At 60.5% G+C, this 19,100-nt stretch carries 14 protein-coding genes; 5 read left to right on the forward strand and 9 right to left on the reverse strand.

The genetic code is table 11. The features are described 5' to 3' along the window. Positions 1 to 153: 153 nt before the first annotated feature. The 3 genes from EOE18_RS06620 to EOE18_RS06630 form a co-directional block, all read right to left on the reverse strand. Complete coding sequence (locus EOE18_RS06620; RefSeq protein WP_246027299.1) at positions 154 to 1,689, reverse strand: sulfatase; 1,536 nt, start codon at positions 1,687 to 1,689, stop codon at positions 154 to 156. A gap of 56 nt (positions 1,690 to 1,745) precedes the next feature. Beyond that, positions 1,746 to 4,052, reverse strand: a complete 2,307-nt coding sequence (locus tag EOE18_RS06625) for a TonB-dependent receptor (protein ID WP_164852681.1) — start codon at positions 4,050 to 4,052, stop codon at positions 1,746 to 1,748. A gap of 341 nt (positions 4,053 to 4,393) precedes the next feature. Next, the gene (locus EOE18_RS06630) at positions 4,394 to 5,044 is read right to left on the reverse strand and encodes a TetR/AcrR family transcriptional regulator (RefSeq protein WP_127707523.1); all 651 of its coding nucleotides are present in this window, start codon (positions 5,042 to 5,044) and stop codon (positions 4,394 to 4,396) included. A gap of 135 nt (positions 5,045 to 5,179) precedes the next feature. Here EOE18_RS06630 and EOE18_RS06635 point away from each other — a divergent pair, with 135 nt between their 5' ends. Further along, entirely contained in the window at positions 5,180 to 7,483 is a 2,304-nt protein-coding gene (locus EOE18_RS06635; protein WP_127707525.1) for a TonB-dependent receptor, read from the forward strand. A gap of 115 nt (positions 7,484 to 7,598) precedes the next feature. On the opposite strand, the gene EOE18_RS06640 is transcribed toward EOE18_RS06635, so the two are convergent. Beyond that, positions 7,599 to 8,525: a LysR family transcriptional regulator gene (locus EOE18_RS06640; RefSeq protein ID WP_127707527.1), complete on the reverse strand. Its 927-nt coding sequence runs from the start codon at positions 8,523 to 8,525 to the stop codon at positions 7,599 to 7,601. Between the two features lie 98 nt (positions 8,526 to 8,623). On the opposite strand from EOE18_RS06640, the gene EOE18_RS06645 reads away from it, so the two are divergent. Further along, complete coding sequence (locus EOE18_RS06645; protein WP_127707529.1) at positions 8,624 to 9,655, forward strand: aromatic ring-hydroxylating dioxygenase subunit alpha; 1,032 nt, start codon at positions 8,624 to 8,626, stop codon at positions 9,653 to 9,655. Positions 9,656 to 9,720: 65 nt separating this feature from the next. Further along, entirely contained in the window at positions 9,721 to 10,674 is a 954-nt protein-coding gene (locus EOE18_RS06650) for a DMT family transporter (protein WP_127707531.1), read from the forward strand. A 5-nt stretch (positions 10,675 to 10,679) separates the two neighbouring features. Here the strand turns inward: EOE18_RS06650 and EOE18_RS06655 are convergent, their stop codons facing one another. Continuing rightward, positions 10,680 to 11,300 (reverse strand): GlcG/HbpS family heme-binding protein, encoded by a 621-nt coding sequence (locus EOE18_RS06655; RefSeq protein ID WP_127707533.1) that lies wholly within the window; start codon positions 11,298 to 11,300, stop codon positions 10,680 to 10,682. Positions 11,301 to 11,426: 126 nt separating this feature from the next. Further along, on the reverse strand, positions 11,427 to 12,329 hold the full coding sequence (locus EOE18_RS06660) for a carbon-nitrogen hydrolase family protein (protein ID WP_127707535.1): 903 nt from the start codon (positions 12,327 to 12,329) through the stop codon (positions 11,427 to 11,429). Between the two features lie 68 nt (positions 12,330 to 12,397). On the opposite strand from EOE18_RS06660, the gene EOE18_RS06665 reads away from it, so the two are divergent. Beyond that, on the forward strand, positions 12,398 to 13,342 hold the full coding sequence (locus tag EOE18_RS06665; RefSeq protein WP_127707537.1) for a LysR family transcriptional regulator: 945 nt from the start codon (positions 12,398 to 12,400) through the stop codon (positions 13,340 to 13,342). Positions 13,343 to 13,465: 123 nt separating this feature from the next. Then, positions 13,466 to 13,855: a CZB domain-containing protein gene (locus EOE18_RS06670; RefSeq protein WP_127707539.1), complete on the forward strand. Its 390-nt coding sequence runs from the start codon at positions 13,466 to 13,468 to the stop codon at positions 13,853 to 13,855. Between the two features lie 2 nt (positions 13,856 to 13,857). On the opposite strand, the gene EOE18_RS06675 is transcribed toward EOE18_RS06670, so the two are convergent. From EOE18_RS06675 to EOE18_RS06685, 3 genes are read right to left on the reverse strand one after another with little or no spacing between them, the layout of a single operon-like run. Continuing rightward, positions 13,858 to 15,159 carry an ankyrin repeat domain-containing protein gene (locus tag EOE18_RS06675; RefSeq protein WP_127707541.1) on the reverse strand — a complete coding sequence of 434 codons (1,302 nt, stop codon included), beginning with the start codon at positions 15,157 to 15,159 and terminating at the stop codon, positions 13,858 to 13,860. After that, entirely contained in the window at positions 15,152 to 16,486 is a 1,335-nt protein-coding gene (locus EOE18_RS06680) for a DUF1552 domain-containing protein (RefSeq protein WP_127707543.1), read from the reverse strand. The genes EOE18_RS06675 and EOE18_RS06680 overlap by 8 nt, the downstream gene beginning before the upstream one ends. Further along, positions 16,483 to 18,954: a DUF1592 domain-containing protein gene (locus tag EOE18_RS06685; protein WP_127707545.1), complete on the reverse strand. Its 2,472-nt coding sequence runs from the start codon at positions 18,952 to 18,954 to the stop codon at positions 16,483 to 16,485. The genes EOE18_RS06680 and EOE18_RS06685 overlap by 4 nt, the downstream gene beginning before the upstream one ends. Positions 18,955 to 19,100: the final 146 nt, after the last annotated feature.

A 19,100-nucleotide genomic window follows, 5' to 3' on the forward strand; every position in this document is an offset into this window, starting at 1 on the left:
CGGCCCCGTGGTCATGCCACGAACGGAAAATTGGGCGGCATTGCATCATAGACCAGAACGCCTCGCCACAAATGGCCGTATTTTGCGATGAACTGCGTTTGCTGGAATGGTGTAGCAGGCACAGCCGCCCGCCTCTGCTGCCTAAACCTGATATTATCGCACCGGAGGCCAACTGGCAGGCATTTTCTGTCGTCCACCCGGCACAAATTGATAAAGCTGCCCTTCGTTGGAAACTTTGGCTGCCGTGGATGGCGGGGGCGGTGGCGGCAGCATCGGCTTTAACCGGGCAACCGTCGCGGCATAGCGCTGCAATCGGGCAAGGTTATGATATTCTCCCGGATCCTTGGACAGGTCGTAAAGTTCTGCGCCGTCCGATCCGTTCACGCCCCATTCGCTGTAACGCCATTGTTTATAGCGGACGCTTCGCCCGTTAACGACTTGGGATTGGGCGGGATAGTTCCATGCCTTGGACTTGGGATTTTCCAGCAACGGGCGCAGACTATGCCCCTCCGGACCAACCGGCGCGGGCAGGCCTGCCATATCGGCCAAGGTTTGATAGAGATCGACCAGTTCGACGGGTTGCGCTGCGGTTTTGCCATTGCCCCGCGCCTTGGGGGCGTAAATAACCAAAGGCACTTCGGTCGACTGTCGCCATAGGACCGTTTTCTCCCAGTGCCCATGTTCGCCAAGGTTAAAGCCATGGTCGCTGGTGAACACCACAATGGTTCGATCCGCCACGCCGGATTTTTCCAAGCCGGCCAGAATGCGCCCGACTTGGGCATCCATGAAGGACATGGAAGCATAATAGCCGCGCACAAACTCCCTTTCCTGATCCACGCTCAGGCCTTGGTCCATTTCCTTGCGCTTGATCCCGCTGGTGTCAGGCCGGCTTTCGGGCTGCCACTGGATTTTGGCATATTGGTCGAAATAGGCCTTGGGCGCGATTTCAGGCACATGGGGGCGATAGAAACCGGCAGCGATAAAGAAGGGGTGATCCTTGTTCTGCTGGATCAACTCGATGGTTTTGTCAGCGACCAGATCGTCCGTATGCGGCTTGCCCGAAGGATCGGCATACCATGCCATCGCAATGCCTGGATGGAAATGTGACGGGTTGATCAGCTTGTCATCCCACTCGATTTCTTTGTCCACGCCGATCGGCTTATAGGCCACATCCCATGACAGGGGATCATGGTGGGGGTCTTTTTCCGGCGGCAGGCCGATCGTGCCGGGCACGCCTTGATGGTGCAATTTGCCCACTGCGGCGGTGAAGTAACCGTTTTGTCGGAAATATTGCGGCATGGTCACCAAATCGGGCTTGTTGCCCCTGATGCTGGTGTCCAGATCATAGACCTTCACCGAATTGGGGCGCAGGCCGGACAGGAAGGAGGCCCGGCTAGGGCCGCAAAGCGGGAATTGCGTCTGGGCCTGGGTGAAGCGGACGCCCTTGGCCGCTAGGGCATCGACATTGGGCATGCGCACTTCATTCGTGCCAAAGGCCGATCCCACGCGCAGGTCATCGGCGATGATAAACAGCACATTCATCCGCTTTGGCGCGGGGACTTGTGCCGGTGCCGAGGGTTTTGCGATGGCGCTGCTGCCTAAAGCGGGAAAAACCAGTGCAGCGCCCATCAAAAGCGCGCGTGAGGCAGCGCTTATCCGTTTCCATTTGCTGCTTTTGTCGTGCTGCATCTGTCACTCCATGGGAGGGAGGGCGATAGGATGCCCTCCCGCCGGATTGTCCAAGTTTAGAACCTTACGCCCGCCTCGACACCAATGGTGCGGAAGGCATCGGAGGTGAGGAGTTGGGTATAGCCCGCGCCGGTGGTAGATGTATCGCGGAAGCCGGTGCCGATGCTGGTGGCAAAATGCTGATTGGTCAGGTTCTTGCCCCAAAGCGTCAGGCGATAGCGCTTGTCCTTGGTTTCGACAGTGAGCGAGCCATTGAGCAGGCCGTAGCCCTTTTGCACGGTGTTGGGATCGGCATAGGCGAAGAAGACATTCGAGCGGTAGGTATAGCCCAAGGTTCCCTTGGCCTGCAGCGAGCCGTTGATCTCATGCGTGTAATCGCCGCCCACCGTATAGGCCCATTTGGGCGCATTGGCCAAAGGCTGGCCCGTGACGTCCTGCGTGCTGTTGGCCCCGCAGCCCAGCGCCAGCGTCTGGCCCGGATAGCAGGCGATGACAAAGCCTTCGACCTTGGTGTCGGTATAGGCGACATTGGCCGACAGGTTGAACCCTTGCGCGGGATGGGCAATGGCTTCGACTTCCACCCCGTTGGCGGTCAATTTGCCCGCATTGGCCAGCGTGAAGGTGCTGAGCACGGCGTTGAAAGTTTGCGCCTGGAAATTGGTGAAAGTTTCGTGGAAGCCGGTGACGTTCAGCGTCAGCTTGCGATCCAGCATCTGGGTGCGCAGGCCCACTTCCAGATTGCGGGCGATTTCGGGCTTCAGGATGGCCTGACCTGCATTGACGACCGAGGCTGTCAGGTTGTTGAGCAGGTTGATCGCCGGGCCCTTATAACCGCGCGTATAGGTGATATAGGCCATGACATCGCGCGAGAATTTGTAATCGGCGCCTAGCTTGTAGCTGAAATCCTTGTTCGAGAAATGCAGCGCGGGCGAGGTATAGACCGGTCCGCCCAGACCCGTGGCGGGACCATTGGCACCGGCCAGCACGCTGCGGGCGAAATTGGCGGTGGCATTTTCCGCCGTATAGCGGAAGCCGCCGATCAGCGAGAGTTCCTCGGTCGGGTGATAAGTGAACTGGCCAAAGGCGGCGCCATTGTTGTTACGGATCGAACGGTCGACCTGATTGCCCAGATACTGACCTGCGGGCAGGGCGGTAAAGCCAGTGCCCTTGACCTGGGTTACCGTGTCGAGATCCTGATAGAAATAGAACAGGCCCAGCACATATTCCAGCTTTTGCTTGGCAGGCGAGGTCAGGCGCAATTCCTGCGTGAACTGCTTTTGATGCTGTAGCGCGTTGTTGACGTTGTAAACGTCGACCTGCACGCCATCGGCATCGTTATTGTCATAGGTTTTGAAAGCGCGATAGGCGGTCACGCTGGTCAGGGTCTGGCCCAGAAGCTCGGTGTTGAATTCGGCCGAGACGCCGCCTGCACTCTGGTTGCCAAAGGCATCGCCGTCGATGTTGACCGTGCGGTTGAGCGGGCCGATCTGTTGATTGGCGGTCAATTGGGCGCGGGTCTGGCCGTTGTAATAGGTGGTCGCGGGCAGGATCGAGCGGATGGTCGACACGCAGCAGCGACGGTTATTGGCCGAATAATCGCCGATGATATAGAGCGATGTATTATCGCCCATATCCCACAGCAATTTGCCGCGCAGGCCCCAAGTGTTGATGTTGTTGAGGTTTTTGCCGTTATACAGATTGGTGATGACCCCATCGGCGGTCGAGCGGAAACCCGACAGGCGCAAGGCCACGCTGCCATCTTTCAGCACCATCGAGGCTGAGCCTTTCAGGCGGAAGTCGTTGAACGTGCCATAGCTGATGGTGCCATCCAGACTGTTGCGGGTCAGGCTGGGCTTTTCGGTGACGAGGTTGATGGCGCCGGCGCTGGCATTTTTGCCGAACAGCGTGCCTTGGGGGCCGCGCAGTACTTCGACGCGGCTGATGTCGCTGAAGTCGAAGAAGGAGGCGGCCGAGCGGCCAATTACCACGCCGTCAATCACGGTCGAAACCGATGGTTCAACACCGTCGGAGAAGTTGAGCGTACCAATGCCGCGCACTGAAACGCCCTGTCCGCGGGTGTTGGCGCTGTTGGTAAAATTCACCGAAGGGGCGATCTGGGCCAGCTGTTCAATGCCGGCCACGCGATTGGCCGCGAGGGCGGTGGCGCCGATAACGGAAACCGATACCGGAACTTTTTGGAGGCTTTGTTCACGCTTTTGCGCGGTGACGATGATTTCGCCCGATGCCGCATCCTGGATTTTGGGGGGCGCAGCAGACTGTGCCTGGGCGCTTGACGCCTGTGCCATAGCCACGATTGCGCATGCAGTGCCAGCCAGCCAAAGCTGGGTCTTGGTATAGGTCATTATCCTCTCCTGAGCAGGTCTTCGTGACCGGCCACCTCTTGAGACAAGGTTGTCTAGATGGGACAACCTTGTCTCAAGAGGGCGAGCTTTGTCAAGAATGAAGGCAAACATTTATTCAAGGCTATGAGATAACGTCATTTAATGCGTTTGAGCCTGAATGGCGCATCGAATCCCCGCGCCGCAGACTCCATCTGGCAGGGCAAGACGGGCTTTCACCTTGGGCAATATTTGGCAAGAGGCTCGACGACCAATGTTACGGTGATCGTCGCTCACCCTGTCCATATCAAGCGCCAGCCCGTACATGGAGGCGAATGTCTGCCCCATGTAAGAGCCTACGAGGTTCAACCTGTCGTTTTCCCGAAGGAAATCATCGGCTCCAACTCGTCTACTCGCCCGTTGGGGGCAGCCGCTTTCAACAAGGATGCCAACAGGGAAATGGGCGCCTGCATGTCGATCCCGTCGGGCATGACCCGATTGGCGATCGACAGGCCGCGCACGGCCCAAACCATCAGGCGTTTGACGGCCAGTGCGGTCTCCGCGCTGCCACCCAGATCCTTGCGCATGGTTTCCAACGAAGCGAGTTCTACGTCTGCCTGTTTCAAGCGGATGATTTCGTGCAATTCCTTGTCGCTCTGGCTGGCCTGCAGTATTTCCAGCACGGCAACGCCAGAGGGTTGACCCAGAACCTCCATCAAGATTTGCGGCCAATCGTAAATCTGGTGGCCTCGGACACCTTGCCCGACAATCTTGCCGTAAATTTCCATTTCGCGCTGATACACTTCGGTCACCACCTCGGCCATCAGTGTGGCGCGCGTGCCGAACTGATGCAGGATGGCGCCTCGACTGACGCCTGCCCTTTCGGCGATCAAGGTGGTGCTGGCCCCGTTATAGCCCAGTTCGTGGATGGCCGAGATCGCCGCATCGATCAGCGCCTGGCGGGTTTCGGCGGTCCTTTCCTCCTGACTGCGGCGGGTGCGGGCGGGGTGGTTCATGCTGGCTTCCTTTGCTGATGCACAAAAAGCACAGGTGGGCGGATTCATGCAAGATGGAACTAACATGCATTCTTGACTGTATGTAAATTGAGCCTTAGCTCCGGCCCCAACAAATGTTGCAAAGGGAGGTTTCTGATGAAATTCCGGTCATATCTGGCCAGCGTTAGCTTGTCGGCCATGGTTCTGGTCGCACCGACCGTGGCGCAAGCTCAGGACAATTCGGGCGAAATCATCGTCACCGCCCAGCGTCGCCCCGAACGTCTGCAAAATGTGCCGGTCAGCGTGACGGCGGTATCCTCCGATGTCCTCAAGGCCCGCGGCCTCAATGATCTGACGCAAATGACACTGGCCGCGCCCAGCCTTCAGTCGGGCGCGGATAACAATTTTGCGGTGCGCGGCGTGGGCACTTCGGCCTTTTCCAGTTCGATTGAATCCAGCGTGGCCTATGCGCAGGACGAGGTAAACCTGACCAATGCCGGTCTGATCTACAGCTTTTTCGATCTGGCGCAGGTCGAAGTACTCAATGGCCCGCAAGGCTTGCTGTTTGGCCGCAATGCCTCGGCAGGCCTGCTCAATGTCAGCAGCGCCAAGCCGCAATTGGGCAAGACCTCGGGCCAGTTCGACCTGGAACTCGACCGTCGCCCAACCGCTGCAAACAATTCCAACGGCATTATTGCGCGTGGGGCTGTCAATTTGCCGCTGGGGGACAAGGCCGCGCTGCGCCTTGCCGGTTTCAATGAGTATCAGATGCCGCTGGTCAATTTCAGCGGTGCCTTGAACAATGGCGCGCGCAACGAATTGAACCTGCGCCGCTTTGGCCTGCGCGCCAGCTTACTCTTCAAGCCCAGCGAAGCGCTGACCTTTACCGTGATCGGTGATGTCGGTCAGGATCGGGGCGTGTTGGGCTTGTTTGATTCCACCTATCGTCAATTGGGGGCAGGCAGCGCTAACCTCGCGCAGCTTGCCAGCGCGGGTATCACGGCCAGCCCCGGCAATATCACGGTTGCGGGCAATGCGGGCTATTACCGCGATGTAGACCGCAACGGTTTGCAGGCCAAGGCCAGCTATCTGCTGGATAATGGCATAGAAATCAGCAATATTGTGGCGTGGAAGGGCTTTACCCGCAAGCAACAGCTCGACACGGATGGCACCGGCTCCAATGGCGCCGATTTTAACCGCAGCTCCACCAGCTTCAACCAGTTCAGCAATGAATTGCGCATCGCGCTGCCGGGGGAAAACCGCTTGAGCGGGCAGGCGGGGATCTATGCTTTCCGCTCCACGTTGAAGGAAGTTGCCCAGATTGCGGGCAATAATTACTTCCCCTCCTTCCTGCTGCCGCGCTATCCCTTCTGCGTTGGCGCTACGGCTGTCGCCGGTGCGGGCGCCGGCGTTTGTTCGGTCAGCAACGGCTATTTCCTCGGCTTTGACCGCGTGGTGCGCCAGACCAATGATGGTCTCGCCGCCTTTGGCCAATTGACCTACAAGCTGACCGACAAGCTGCAACTGATCGGCGGTGCGCGCGTCACGCAGGATATTGTCTCGATCCGTCTGGTGCAGAACCAGCAGAAATATTTCGTGACTTTCGGCATTGTCGAACCGGGCCGCAGCGAGCGCGTGTCCAACACCAATTTCAGCTACAAGCTGGGCGCGCAATATAATCTGACCCGCGATGTGATGGCCTATGGCACCTATGGTCGCGGCTATAAGGGGCCCGGTTTCAACAACAATGCGGTGAGCGCTTCGGCCTCGCTGGCCATCAAGCCCGAAACCAACGAGAATGTCGAAATCGGCCTGAAGACCAGTTGGCTCCAGCGCAAGCTGATCGTCAATCTCTCGGCTTTCCAGTCCAATTTCAGCAATTACCAGATCCAGTCTTTCGATCTGTCTTCCTCCTCCTTCGTCACGCAGAATGCCGCAACGGTAAAGAGCAAGGGCGCCGAACTGACCATCACCGCGCGTCCCTTGCGCGGGCTGACGATCAGCACCAATGCCACGTTGCTGGATTCCAAATTCGGCAATTTCCCCGGCGCACAATGCTATCCGGGGCAGGGCTGCACCACCTATAATGCCGCAGGCCGCACCACGCCTCTGGCGCCCAAATTTACCGGCACGGTGGATGTGAACTATGAATTCAACAGCAGTCACGCTGTCCGGCCCTTTGTGGGCGTGAATTTCTACCATCGCTCCTCGATGAATTTCACCACCCAACCCTATCCGGGCACCACTTTTGGCCAGAGCAACATCTGGGGCGGCACGCTGGGGCTGCGGGCGGACAATTGGCGGGCCTCGGTCTTCTGCAAGAATTGCACCGACCAGCGCGTGCCGGGCGCATTGGGGCTGGAATCGGGCGATGGCAATGCGGGCATCGCCACGGTGACCCAGCGCTTTGGCCAGAACTCGTTCCGCACCATCGGTTTGCAACTGGGCTTCAATTTCTGATCGTGCCCGACGTTTGACGGATATAACGCGGGCGGTGCAGCAACTTGTTTGGTTTCTGCACCGCCCCGACCTTGGCGGCGCGATTTTGAACCTCCGCCCGCGTAACCAAACCGGTTTACGCGCATAGGGATGGATCGCGCCCCTTGAACAAGCCGGCGATCAAGGCGCGCATCCAGATGGCGGCCGGATCATCCTGCGAGCGCAGGTGCCAATGTTGTTGCAACACAATGGACGGCGTCGGGAAGGGAGGATCGATCAGGCAAAGTGGCGTGGAGCGCGCCATAATGGCGCCCACGGCCTTGGGCACCGTGCTGATCAGATCGGACTGGGCGACCAGCAGAGGGACGCTCATGAAATGGGGGGATTGCAGCAGGATGCGTCGACTTAGCTCCATGCGCTGCAATTGCGCTTCAAACAATTCCTGACTACGCCCGCTTTGCGATACCACAATATGCCCCAGTTGCAGAAAGCGCTCGAGGGACCATTGCTCATCCATTGCCGGGTGGTCCTTGCGGGCGATGCAGGTGAAGGGGTGATCGAACAAATGTTGGGCGATAAAGGCCTCTCCCACCAGATCGGGGAAATAGCCCAGCGCCAGATCCACCTCGCCATGGGCCATGGCCTTTGCCAGATCGGTCGGGGCCAGCGAGCGGCATTCTAACGTGATCCCCGGCGCCTCATCGGCCAGTTTGCGCATCAAATGGGGTAGGAACACCAGCTCCCCGATGTCGCTGGTAGAGAGCACGAAGCGACGCTCGGCGACTGCGGGGTCAAATTTGCGCTCGGCAAAGATGTCGTTTTCTATCCCGTTCAGCACGCGTTTGACCGGTTCTCGCAGATTTTCCGCCAGTGGGGTGGGCCGCATCCCCGCCCCATGGCGCACCAGCAGTTGATCGGCAAAACTGTGGCGCAGTTTGGACAGGGCAAAGCTGACATTGGGCTGGCTCATCCCCAACCTTCGCGCCGCCGCATTGACCCCGCCTTCTTCCAGCAGGGCATCCAGAACGACCAGCAGATTGAGGTCAAAGCGGCGATAGTCCATTGCAATATCCGTAAAACTGATGTGCCTGATAAAAATAAACAGTCTGACGGATATTGGCAAGCTGGGGTAACTTTGTCCGGTCAAGCGGGAGAGTGAATATGGGCCAATCTGCCTTCCTTCAAAATGTGTGGTACGTGGCGGGCTTTGCAAAGGATTTGCGGCCGGGCGAAAGGATCGCCCGTCAGTTTCTCAACCAGCCCGTGGTGCTATGGCGCAGTGAAGGCGGCATGGCCTATGCGCTGGAGGATCGCTGTATCCACCGTGCCATGCCCCTGTCGAGCGGGCCAGTGGTGGGCGAGGCGATCCGCTGTCCCTATCACGGGCTTGAATTCGCGGGGAATGGTCGCTGCAGCCGTATCCCTGCGCAGGACAAAATACCCGATACGGCGAAACTTCGCGCCTATCCTCTGGTCGAGAGGCAAGGGCTGTTGTGGATCTGGATGGGGGAGACGGATAAGGCCGATTTGGGCTTGGTCCCCGATTACCCTGTCCATGATGACCCGCGCTATGCCTGGCGCAGTTCCTATTTCCATGTGGCGGGCAACTGGCAATTGCTGGTCGATAATTTGATGGACCTGTCCCACCTGCCCTATATCCATGCCAATACGATTGGCGGCAATCCCGATCTGCATTTTCGCACCAAAACCCAATCGCAAAAACTGCCCCATGGTGTGCGTGTGTCACGCCATATGCCGGACTCCGATCCTCCCCCGACCTATATTGCGGCGGCCGGTTTCACCGGTAAAGTCGACCGCTGGCAGGAAATCGAGTTTGAACCGGTGATGATCCGTATCCACACCGGAGCCTGCGATGCAGGAACTGGTGCCTATGAAGGCGCGCGGGACCATGGCTTTTCGATGCTGGGCTTTCACGGAATCACGCCGGAAACGGAAAGCACCACCCATTATTTCTGGTCCATGGCGACCAATATCTTGACCGATGGCATTCCCGATGTGGTTTTCGAGCAAACGGCGGCGACGTTTCAGGAGGATATGGAAGTGCTGGAATTGCAACAACAGCGCCTGAGCGCGTTTCCTGACCGGCCCTTGATCGATATTGCCAGCGATGTAGGCGGACGCCACACGCGCCAATTCATTGCCAAGTGCTTCAAGAAAGAGGAGATTGCCTAGGCTGGCCCGTTTTGCGCTTCTCCATGGGCGGTGATAGGGACGACAGCCTGTTCTAGGAGATTGTCATGCAAGCCCCGTCCCATTCCCCCAACCGCATCCCTCTGGGCATGGCCTGCGGGATCGGGGCGGGGGCCTTGTGGGGGCTGGTGTTTCTGGCGCCGGCGCTGGGGCGTGACTTTGCCCCGCTGGAATTGGCGATCGGGCGCTATCTGGCCTATGGCATGATGTCGGCGCTTTGGCTGGCGCCACGGTGGCGTGGCGTGATGGGGCTGATTGGTGCCGCTGATTGGTGGACGCTGACCAAGTTGGGCCTGCTGGGCAACACGCTCTATTATATCTTGCTGTCTGGGGGGGTTCAGCAGGGGGGCATTGCCATGACCTCGCTGGTGATCGGCTTTCTGCCGGTGGTGGTCAGCCTGGTGGGCAGCCGCGACCATGGGGCCGTGCCTTTGCGGCGTTTGTGGCCATCCTTGCTGCTCAGTCTGGGCGGGATGGGGTGTATGGCGTGGCAGGCGTTTTATGGCGGTGTTGACCATGACAGCAAGACCGCCCTGTCGAGCCTGCTGGGCTTCGGCTGCGCTCTGGGCGCCTTGGCATCGTGGTCGGCCTTTGCGGTCAGCAACAGTCGCAGTCTGGCGCGATTGAGCCATGTGTCCTCGCAGGACTGGAACCTGCTGCTGGGGCTGGCGACGGGCGCGCAGGCTGCGTTGCTTTTGCCCATGGCGCTGGCCTTTGCGCCGGTGCAGCACGATATGGCTCAATGGTCGCGCTTGGCGGCTTTGTCCGGAGCGGTGGCTTTGCTCGCCTCGATCATGGGCAATTGGTTGTGGAACCGGATGTGCCGCCTGCTGCCACTCACTTTGTCGGGCCAGATGATCATGGCCGAGACGTTTTTCGCGCTGTTATACGGCTTTCTATGGGAGGCGCGTTGGCCAGCACGGGTCGAGGTGCTGGCCATGGTGTTGTTGATCGCCGGGGTTAGCTCCTGCGTATGGGCCCATCGGCGGCAACAGGCGTGACAGGGCTATAATTGGCCGATAATGCTGGCAATGCCATCGGCGGCGCATTTTTCCTCGACATAGGCGCTGGCGCCGCTGGTGGCGATGGCGCCCACCAAAACGCCCTGTTTCCAGATTGGCATGCCGCCTGGCAACAAGGACATATTGGGCTTTACCTGCTGCAACACGGAGGGATCCTGCTCGATCTTTTCCCGCAATTGCAGGGTGGACATGTGAAAGCCCACCACGGTCAAGGTTTTGTGCATGGCCATATAGAGGCCATTGTCCCGCGTGCCATCGGCGGCCAGTGCAGCCTTGATCCGCCCATCGGCATCCGAAACGGCAACAGTGATGGCATAGCCATCTGCGGCGCAGGAAGCCAAGGCGGTTTGTGCCGCCAAACCTGCCAGTTTTTGGCTGATTGAGGGCGCAGGCGGGCTCAAAGGTGCTGAATTGCGGCCACTGGCGGGTGGGCCCAAGGGCACTTTCAATTGCGCGCTTTGTGGAATGTCGAAATAGTCACCGGGCATGTTTTGCGGGCTGGGCGGGGTGGTGTTGCGCGGCAAGGGGGTGGGGGACTGCGCCGTAGCACCATCGGCGGCCATGGCCAAAATTGTTCCCAGCAAGGCCTTCGACCACAAGCGCATGACTTCCCTCCTTCATAGTGCAAAGAGATCCAGCAGAAACCGGCACTTCATGCTGCAAAGAAATAGGGGGATGGAGGGCGCAGGCCGCTATCACAAATGCGCCCTGCGCCATTGGAAACCAGCGCCTTATCCCTCATCCACACGTAAAGAAAACACATCGGGGCGGGCATAATGACCCGCCACATCCAGATCGAAACGGGCGCGCACAATATCGTCCAGATCGATGGTCGCGGCCAACACACCCTCTCCGCCGCGCAAAGGGCCAGCCACGATGTCGCCCATCGGGTTGACGATCACGCTGCCGCCCTTGATCAATTCGGCCTCGGGCGGCACGCCTGCAAACGCGGCATAGTCATCGGGCGCATCGGCGCGGGTCATATATTGGCAGGCGCTCAGCACGAACATGCGCCCTTCATAGGCGATATGGCGCATCGAACATTGCCACATCTCGCGCTCGTCCACGGTGGGGGCGCACCATAGGTCGACCCCTTTGTCATACATCGTCTGGCGCAACAGCGGCATATAGTTTTCCCAGCAGATGGCCGAACCGATCCGCCCCATGCCCGTGTCGATGGCGGGCAGCGTGCTGCCATCGCCCTGTGCCCAAACCAGCCTTTCGCTGGCGGTGGGCATCAGCTTGCGATGTTTGCCGCAAAGGCTGCCATCGGGGGCGAAAAACAAGGCGGTGCAGTAAAGCGAGGTGCCGTCCCGCTCGATCACGCCCACCACCATATGCGCATTCATGCTGGCGGCAAATTCGCCCATGGTCCGGCATTCGGGGCCATCCACCTCGATTGCGGCGCGCCAATAGCGCAGATAATCCTCGCGTCCTTCGGGGGTGCGCGAACCGATCCTTGCGCCGAAATCCAGCCCCTTGGGATAGCCGCCGATATAGGCTTCGGGGAATACGGCCAGTTTCACGCCCTCCTGCCGCGCTTGCTCGCAATGGGCCGCCATGCGTTCCAGGGTGAGCGGGGTGTTGAACAGGCTGGTGCCGGCCTGAACGACGGCGACGCGGTGTTGGCGCATGGGATTGGCTCCTGTGGACGATGCGCCGGATTTGACCGCGAACAGGATTATCTGGCAAACCGTATTTTATGAAAAAGATTATCGGCCTGAACGATATTGCTCGCCTCGATCTCAATCTGGCCACCACCTTTCTGGCCCTGTGGGAGGCGCGCAGCGTGTCGCTTGCTGCGCAGCATCTGCATCTCAGCCAATCGGCGGTGAGCGGAGCATTGGCCCGTTTGCGGGCTGTGACCGGTGATCCCTTATTCGTCCGCACCGCCAAGGGCATGGAGCCTACGCCCCATGCCGCCGCCATGGCCCCCGCCCTGCATGATGCGATAACGGCCATGCAGGCGGCCTTGTCGCCAGCCATGGCCTTCGATCCCTTGCATTTGGATCGCCCGCTGGTTCTGGGCATGTCCGATGACTTCATGCTGGCCTGCGGTCCTGCTCTGGTCCGGCGATTGCAGCGGGAAGCGCCCAAGGCATCTTTGCTGTTCCGGCAATGCAACCGCCAAACCGCTGCTGCCATGTTGCAATCGCGCGAAATCGATCTGGCCATGGTGGCCGGCGGCGCTGGAGCGAGCCTTCGGGGCATGGCCAGTCAGATCATCGGCCAATCCTCCTATCTATGCCTTGGCGAGCAAGAACTGTTCGCGCGTTTTCCCGAATGGACGCTGGAGGATTATGTCGGCGTTCCCCATGTGCTGGTGTCCTATACAGGGCGTAGCGGGATGGTGGATGACGCCTTGCGCAATCTGGGCCGCACAAGGACGGTGGTGACGGCCCTGACCCAGTTTGCCGCTCTTCCCGCCTTTTTGCAGGGTTCGGGCTGGATCGCCACCTTGCCCGGTCATGCCGCCCGCGCTCTGGCCCGCATCAGCGGATTGATGACGGCACCGCCGCCGATGGCGGTGGAAACCTATGATGTGATCTTGGCATGGCGGCGCGAGCTGGAAGAGGATCCGGCCAGCCAATGGCTACGGGCTTTGGTGGCGCAAGTATGGAAGGGGGAGGCAGGCAGGACCTCGTAATTTTGCGGGTTGCCGCCTTACTCCGGCATTATCCAGAAATATTCACTTTGCCATCATGGTGAGCCGTTAATCCGCTGCCGACAAATCCAAGCCTTTTCCAAGGCGCAGCGGAAAGAGTGACCCATGCAGGACGTGAAACTGGTCGATGCGATTAACGATGCTATCGGGGCCCATGGCATGTGGAAACTGCGCCTGCGTACCGCCATTGCACAGGGGCATAGCGATATTACCGCGGCCAAGGCGGGTTGTGATGATGGTTGCGCCTTTGGTCAGTGGTTATATGGCGGGTCCATTCCTGCGGCGGTGAAGGCGGGCGTACCCTATGGCGTGATCCGGAGGCTGCATGCCGAATTCCACCAATCGGCGGGCAGCGTCTTGGCCTATGTGGAAAGCAAGGATGTGCCCAAGGCGCGGCAGTTGCTGGAGGGTGAATTTACCCAGCGTTCCGAAAAACTGGTGCGCGCCTTGACCAAATGGAAGCACGAAGCGGGCGCTGTTTCCCGCGCGGCCTGAGCCTATTGGCCACCGGCCAAGCGTGGGGGGAAGGCTGCTTCAAAGGCGCGGCGCACCTCGGTCTGTGCGCCCGCCGCGATCTTTGCCGGCGTTGCTCCACGCGCGTTGGGCAGGTCAGGTCTAGCCCCTGCCTTGGCCATAGCGGCCAACATCAAAGGCAAATCGGGCGCAGGCCTGCTACCGGCCAAGATATGCAGCGCGCTATTGCCCTTGGCATCGGCCATGTCCGGTTTGGGCAGCGCAGCCAGAGCCGCTTCCAGCGCGGGCAATTTCTGGCTGCGGGCGGCGGCAATCAGCAGGTTTTCGCCATCGCCGGCCACGAAATCGGCCTTGGCGCCCGCTGTGATCAGCGCCTTGATCGCATCAGCTTGCCCAGTTTCGGCCGCCATGAACAGCGGCACTTTGGGGGGCACGGGGGGCGGGGCCACGCCGAAATTGGCCTCGGTCACCCATGTGATGCGCGAGGGGCCTGAGAGGCCCTCTACCGCCGCGCCTGTGGTGATCAGCAAACGGATCAACGCGACATCGCCCCCCGCCGCCGCGCGATGCAGCAATTGCCAGCCTTCGCGGTCCCGCTCGGCCAGATCCACCCCACCGTTTTGCACCAGCAAAGCCAGCACATCCCAGCGCTTTTGATAGGCCGCCAATTGCGCCGCGCTGGTGTTTTCCGGCCCGCGAAACATCGGGTCCGCGCCTGCCGCCAACAGGTTGGACACCGCCGCCGCCGATCCTGCTTTCACCGCGAAGAATAGTGGATTAAAGCCGCCTTTGGACACGGATTTCACCGAAGCGCCTGCCTTGAGTAGCACCTCCACAGCCTCTGCGCGCCCCGATGATGCCGCCCACATCAGCGGCGTTTGTCCTTTGGCATCGGCCACATCGATCGGCCCTTTGGCCATGCGCTGCAAAGCCGCCGCCGGCCCGAAACGGGCACAGACATGCAAGGCCGTCGCGCCATCGCTGCGTGCCAGAAGCGGATTGGCTCCAGCGTCCAGCAGAGCGGCGATGATGGCCCCATCCCCCAATTCACAGGCCAGCCAAAGGGCGCTTACCCCATCCTGATCCTGCGCATTGACCTTGGCACCGGCTTTCAGCAGCGCCTTGGCCGCCTGATGGTCCTGATGCGATACGGTCAGCATCAGCGGCGTCTCGCCATAGGCCAAGGCCTGATTGGCCAGCGCCGGTTGCGCCGTCAAATGCGCCGTCACCCCGCGCGCATCCCCCAGACGGATCGCCTCGGCCAGATCCTGCGCAGGTGCAGGCGAGGAAGCCAGCAGCGAGGCGATCAAAAGCCATTTACGCAAGGGGCAATTCCTTCAACGCGCCGGTGCTGTCGCCGAATTTGTCGATCCCCATGCCCACCGCCTGCAATCCGGTCAGCAACAGGTTGGACATGGTGGTGCCTTTCTCCACTTTGGCATGGCCCACATGACGCACCAGTCCCCCTGCCACCACAATCGGCAAGTCCATGAAATCATGGTCATTGGGATCACCGAAGGCTGATCCGCGCAGTACGAAAGATGTATCGAGCAGGCTGGCCTCGCCATCTTTCACGCCCTCCAGCCTTTCGAGCAGATAGGCGAAATAGGACATGTGATAGCGGTTGATCTGCGCCAGTTTCACCTTCTTCTCCACCATCTGCCCATGGTGGCTGAGCATATGGTGGGAATCGGGCACGCCGATTTCGGGATAGGTGCGGTTGCTGATCTCGCGGCCCACCATGAAAGTGGCCACGCGGGTGATATCGGCCTGAAGCGCCAGCACTTGCAGGTCGAGCATCAGGCGGACATGTTCGTCAAAACTGTCGGGAATGCCGGCGGGGCGCTGCATGCTGCTTTGCGCCATCGGCGATTGGCTGGAGCGCTGGATACGGCGTTCAATGTCGCGGGTGGCGGTCAGATATTCGTCCAGCTTGCGCCGATCCTCCATGCCCAACTGCCGGTTTAACCTTGCTGCATCCTCGCGCACAAAATCGAGCAGGCTCGCCTGACGGCGCAGGCGGGCAGCTTGGGCCGTAGCGTCCACACCGTCACCATCGCCAAACATGCGCTCGAACACTTCGGCCGGATTGGCGGCGACCGGCAGGGGAACCGTGGGATTCATCCATGACAGGCCATTGGTATAGGCGCAGCTATAGCCAATGTCGCAACTGCCTAGCAGGCTGGGCTGGTCGATCCCCGCCTCGATCGAGGGCAGCGCAGTGGCATCGCCCAGATGGCGCGCATAGGCCTGATCCATCGAGATGGCGCAGCGAATATCGGTGCCCTCGGTCTGGCGGACGTGGGTGCCGGTGAGGAAGGCGGGGCAGGACCGGCCATGGCCCGCCGACAAATCGCCCATAGCCGCCGCCTGCGGATGGCCAAGGCCGGTGATGACGCTCATCCGGCTTTTGAACTTTTCGAGCGGGGCGAGTGTGGAAGGCAGCGCATAATCCAGTTCCGTGGTGGCGGGGCGGAACTGGTCCATCATCATGCCATTGGGGGTATAAAACACGAAAAGGCGGCGCGGGCGGGCGATGCGGTCGGCTGCCTTGGCGCTGGGCGCCATCGCCTCCATAAAGGGCAGGGCCATGGCGGCCCCCGCGCCGCGCAGCAGGGTTCGGCGGGACAGGGCGGGACGCGGTATCATCATGGGCGCAGCTTCCCTTCAGGCATGGTCAGGGTCATTCGCGCGGCGCTGACAGGCACTTTGCGCAAGCGGAAAGCATCGGACAGAACAATGCCGCGAATGATTGTGCGGATGCGGAAGTGGTCGGCGGCGCCCATGCGGGCAATGGCGCGGATCTGCGGACGGTCGGCGGCGATCACCCCGCGACCCAGCGCATAGGTCATCAGCTTTTCGGTAAAGGCCTGTGTGAATTGGTCTTTACGGGCCAGCAAAATACCGCGCAGCCCCGGCAATCCGGTAAAGCGCGTGCCATCGGGCAGGCTGGCGCTGGCGTCGATCAACTGGCCTGCATCCTGCTGCCGATGCGCGCCAATCGCGTCGAAATTCTCCATGGCAAAGCCGATAGGGTCCATCCGCACATGGCAGGCCGCGCAGGCCGGATCGGCGCGATGCAGTTCCAATTGTTCACGGGCAGAGAGCAATTTGCCCTCATGGCTGGCTTTCAGCGCAGGTACGTCTGGCGGCGGCGGGGGAGGCGGCGAGGCCAGCAGGTTTTCCAGCACCCATTTGCCGCGTTTCACCACGCTGGTATGGTTGCCATAGGAGGTGACGGTGAGAATGCTGGCCTGCCCCAGCAAGCCCCCGCGCCCCCAGCGCGGATCGAGCGTCACCTTGCGCATGGCGGTGCCGCGTACACCGGTTATGCCGTAATGCTCGGCCAGACGCTGGTTGAGGAAAGTGTAATCGCTGGACAGGAAATCGAGCAGGCTGCCATTGGTTGTGACCAGATGGGCGAAGAACAGCTCGGTCTCAGCGGCCATGGCGCTGCGCAGGCGGGTGTCGAATTGGGGGAACAGATCGGTGTCGGGCCGCTGCTGGTCCAGATTGCGCAGGTATAGCCATTGGCCTGCAAAATGCTGGGTCAGCGCCTTGGCGCGGGGATCATCCAGCATGCGCATCGCCTGCGCGCTCAAAATTTCCGACCGGTGCAATTGGCGCTTTTCGGCAAGGCGCAACAAGGTTTCATCCGGCAGGCTGCTCCACAGGAAGAGCGCAAGTCGCGTGGCCAGATCGCGGTCGGACACAGGATGCACGCTGCCCGGCACGGCGCCTGCCGGATCGCTCTCGGCCTGAAACAGGAAATGGGGCGAGACGAGCAGTGCCGCAACGCCAGCTTCGATCCCTCGCTCGAACTGGCCGGTGGCGGCGCGTTCCTTGCCATAGGCGCGCAGCAAGGGCGCCAGATCCTCCGCCCCCACATTGCGGCGATAGGCGTGGCGGGCAAGGCTGCTCAAGATCTGCCGCGCGCAAGCCTCTTCCTGCGCTGAGCTGGCGGGGCGGCAGGTGAAGATGCGGCGGCGGCTTGGCGTATCCTGTGGCCCATGGATGGCGGCGGGGCCCGCCACATCGATCTCCATCACATCGCGCGGGAAATTCTGCTGGGCATAGCGGTCCGACAGGCGATAGGAGGGCACTTGCAAAGTCGTCACCCGCCGCCCGTCCACCAGCACATCCAGCGGCAGCATCACCGGCTTGTCCACCGGCAAAGGCACTTCATCCAGATTGTTGCGCAGGAATTGAACGCTTTCATCCGGCGCCAATTCGCGGCGAAAGGCCATGCCGATGCGATGCGCGCCTGCGGACAGCTTCACCCGCGCGCTGACGCGGTCCTGCGGCAGGCGGTCGCTTTCATTATTGGTGTTGGCATTGAGCCAGCCCACCACATCATAATCACCCCCGGCGCGGGCGTAAAAGCGCATGATTCCACCCCCGCGCGAGGCGGGCGGCAGTTCCTCGCTCATCCTTTCATTATAGGCCGGTCGGCCTGAATTCATGATCGACCCATCCTTGGACACGATATAACTCGCCACCGAAGCGCGGGGCCGGTCCAGCCCTGTGGCCAGACGCGCCACCTTGCCCGCTACGCTGACATAGCGTTCGACCAATGTCGGGGATACCGAAAGAACATCGGCTATATTATCAAACCCATAGCCGGAATTATCCTGCGGCAGATCGCGCGCCACATCCACGTCCAGCGCCAGCAGATCGCGAACTGCCGCTGCATATTCCACACGGTTCAGGCGGCGCAAAGTAGCCTTGCCCGGATCGGGATGAGCCGCCGCAAAGGCATCCCGCCCGCTGGCCACCCAGCGCACAAAGGCCGCGCGCATTTCCGGCGAAGGCTGGCGCTTGGTATGCGGGGGCATTTCATCCTGCACCACCTTGCGCAGGATCGCCTCCCAGCTTTCGGCATGGCGGCCCGCAGCGATATCACCGCCGCGCAGATCGTCAAAGGACAACGACCCAGCCTGATCAATGTCATTATGGCAAGAGGCGCAATAATCACCCACCATGGCCTCGGCGCTTTTCCCGTCAAAGGGCTTTGGCGCAGGCGACGGTGCGGCCGAACGTAACGCCCCTGTGGCCAACATCGCCAACAGGCTGACCGCCAGACTGGCGCGTGCTAGATGCTTGGCCCCGATGCGGCCCATGGCGTGCAATTCCCGATGGTGTGACGGGCCGCCCCTGTGCGGCACCTGTTGCGGTGCAGCATGGCTAATTGCTTGACCTTGTAACGTCTATTGCCGTTTCTGGCATAGGTTGTGCGGAAAATTAGAGCACTCGCCACGAAGGCGCG

It is taken from the genome of Novosphingobium umbonatum, from assembly GCF_004005905.1.
Classification (GTDB): Bacteria; Pseudomonadota; Alphaproteobacteria; order Sphingomonadales; family Sphingomonadaceae; genus Novosphingobium; species Novosphingobium umbonatum.

What these genes read in the sequence shown, in the direction of transcription:
- EOE18_RS06620 (WP_246027299.1), bottom strand. Translation starts at nt 1,689, where the DNA reads ATGCAGCACGACAAAAGCAGCAAATGGAAACGGATAAGCGCTGCCTCA.
- EOE18_RS06625 (WP_164852681.1), bottom strand. Translation starts at nt 4,052, where the DNA reads ATGACCTATACCAAGACCCAGCTTTGGCTGGCTGGCACTGCATGCGCA.
- EOE18_RS06630 (WP_127707523.1), bottom strand. Translation starts at nt 5,044, where the DNA reads ATGAACCACCCCGCCCGCACCCGCCGCAGTCAGGAGGAAAGGACCGCC.
- EOE18_RS06635 (WP_127707525.1), top strand. Translation starts at nt 5,180, where the DNA reads ATGAAATTCCGGTCATATCTGGCCAGCGTTAGCTTGTCGGCCATGGTT.
- EOE18_RS06640 (WP_127707527.1), bottom strand. Translation starts at nt 8,525, where the DNA reads ATGGACTATCGCCGCTTTGACCTCAATCTGCTGGTCGTTCTGGATGCC.
- EOE18_RS06645 (WP_127707529.1), top strand. Translation starts at nt 8,624, where the DNA reads ATGGGCCAATCTGCCTTCCTTCAAAATGTGTGGTACGTGGCGGGCTTT.
- EOE18_RS06650 (WP_127707531.1), top strand. Translation starts at nt 9,721, where the DNA reads ATGCAAGCCCCGTCCCATTCCCCCAACCGCATCCCTCTGGGCATGGCC.
- EOE18_RS06655 (WP_127707533.1), bottom strand. Translation starts at nt 11,300, where the DNA reads ATGCGCTTGTGGTCGAAGGCCTTGCTGGGAACAATTTTGGCCATGGCC.
- EOE18_RS06660 (WP_127707535.1), bottom strand. Translation starts at nt 12,329, where the DNA reads ATGCGCCAACACCGCGTCGCCGTCGTTCAGGCCGGCACCAGCCTGTTC.
- EOE18_RS06665 (WP_127707537.1), top strand. Translation starts at nt 12,398, where the DNA reads ATGAAAAAGATTATCGGCCTGAACGATATTGCTCGCCTCGATCTCAAT.
- EOE18_RS06670 (WP_127707539.1), top strand. Translation starts at nt 13,466, where the DNA reads ATGCAGGACGTGAAACTGGTCGATGCGATTAACGATGCTATCGGGGCC.
- EOE18_RS06680 (WP_127707543.1), bottom strand. Translation starts at nt 16,486, where the DNA reads ATGATGATACCGCGTCCCGCCCTGTCCCGCCGAACCCTGCTGCGCGGC.
- EOE18_RS06685 (WP_127707545.1), bottom strand. Translation starts at nt 18,954, where the DNA reads ATGGGCCGCATCGGGGCCAAGCATCTAGCACGCGCCAGTCTGGCGGTC.